Genomic DNA, 847 nt, shown 5'->3' with positions numbered 1-847 from the left:
GGAGGGCGACCGTCTCGTCGTCACCGTCCTGGACCAGCCCGAACCGGAGGCCTGGCCCGAGGTCTGGCGCTCGGAGTGGCGCTCGGAGTGGCCCGACGCGCCCGTACGCACCATGCCGACCCTGGCGGCCGCCCTGCGCGACGGACGCGCGGCCATCTGGCCGGCCGGAACCCCGCTGGAGGCCACGCTCGCCGAGGTCGGCCCCGGCGGCCTCGCCATCCTCCCGCTGCCGGCCGGCAGCGGGAGAATGGCCGGCGCCTGCCTCATCGGCTGGGACACCCCGCACGACTTCGGCCCCGACGAGCGTGCCCTGCTCACCGCCTCCGCCGGCCTCGCGGGCCAGGCCCTGATGCGCGCCCACGCCTTCGACGCCGAACACGAACTCGTCGGAATGCTCCAGCGCACCCTCCTCCCGCGCAGACTGCCGCCCCTGCCGGGCGCGGAAGCCGTGGCCCGCTATCTGCCCACCACGGCGGGTCTGGAGGTCGGCGGCGACTGGTACGACGTGATCCCGCTGCCCGACAGCCATGTCGCCCTCGTCATCGGCGACGTCCAGGGGCACAACGCCCAGGCAGCCACCCTCATGGGCCAGATGCGCACCGCGCTACGCGCGTACGCAGTCGAGGGCCACCCGCCGGACGTGGTCGTCTCGCACGCCAACCGGCTGCTCATGGACATGGAGACCGACCTCTTCGCCACCTGCTGCTACGTCGACGTCGACATGGCGGAGGGCACGGCCTGGTGCGTACGCGCCGGACACCTGCCGCCCGTCCTGCGCCACCCGGACGGCACCACCGAGATCGTCGTCACCGAGGGCGGACCGCCGCTCGGCGTCATCACCCAGGCC

The 847-nt window shown here is 74.3% G+C and carries 1 protein-coding gene; it reads left to right on the top strand.

Translation table 11 applies throughout. The features are described 5' to 3' along the window. Positions 1-847: PP2C family protein-serine/threonine phosphatase (locus O3Q52_RS53690; protein WP_269655627.1), on the top strand; the 847-nt coding region annotated here is incomplete at both ends.

It is taken from the genome of Streptomyces sp. ActVer (genome assembly GCF_027270795.1).
GTDB lineage: Bacteria > Actinomycetota > Actinomycetes > Streptomycetales > Streptomycetaceae > Streptomyces > Streptomyces umbrinus_A.
This window is presented reverse-complemented; position numbering and strand designations above follow the sequence as displayed.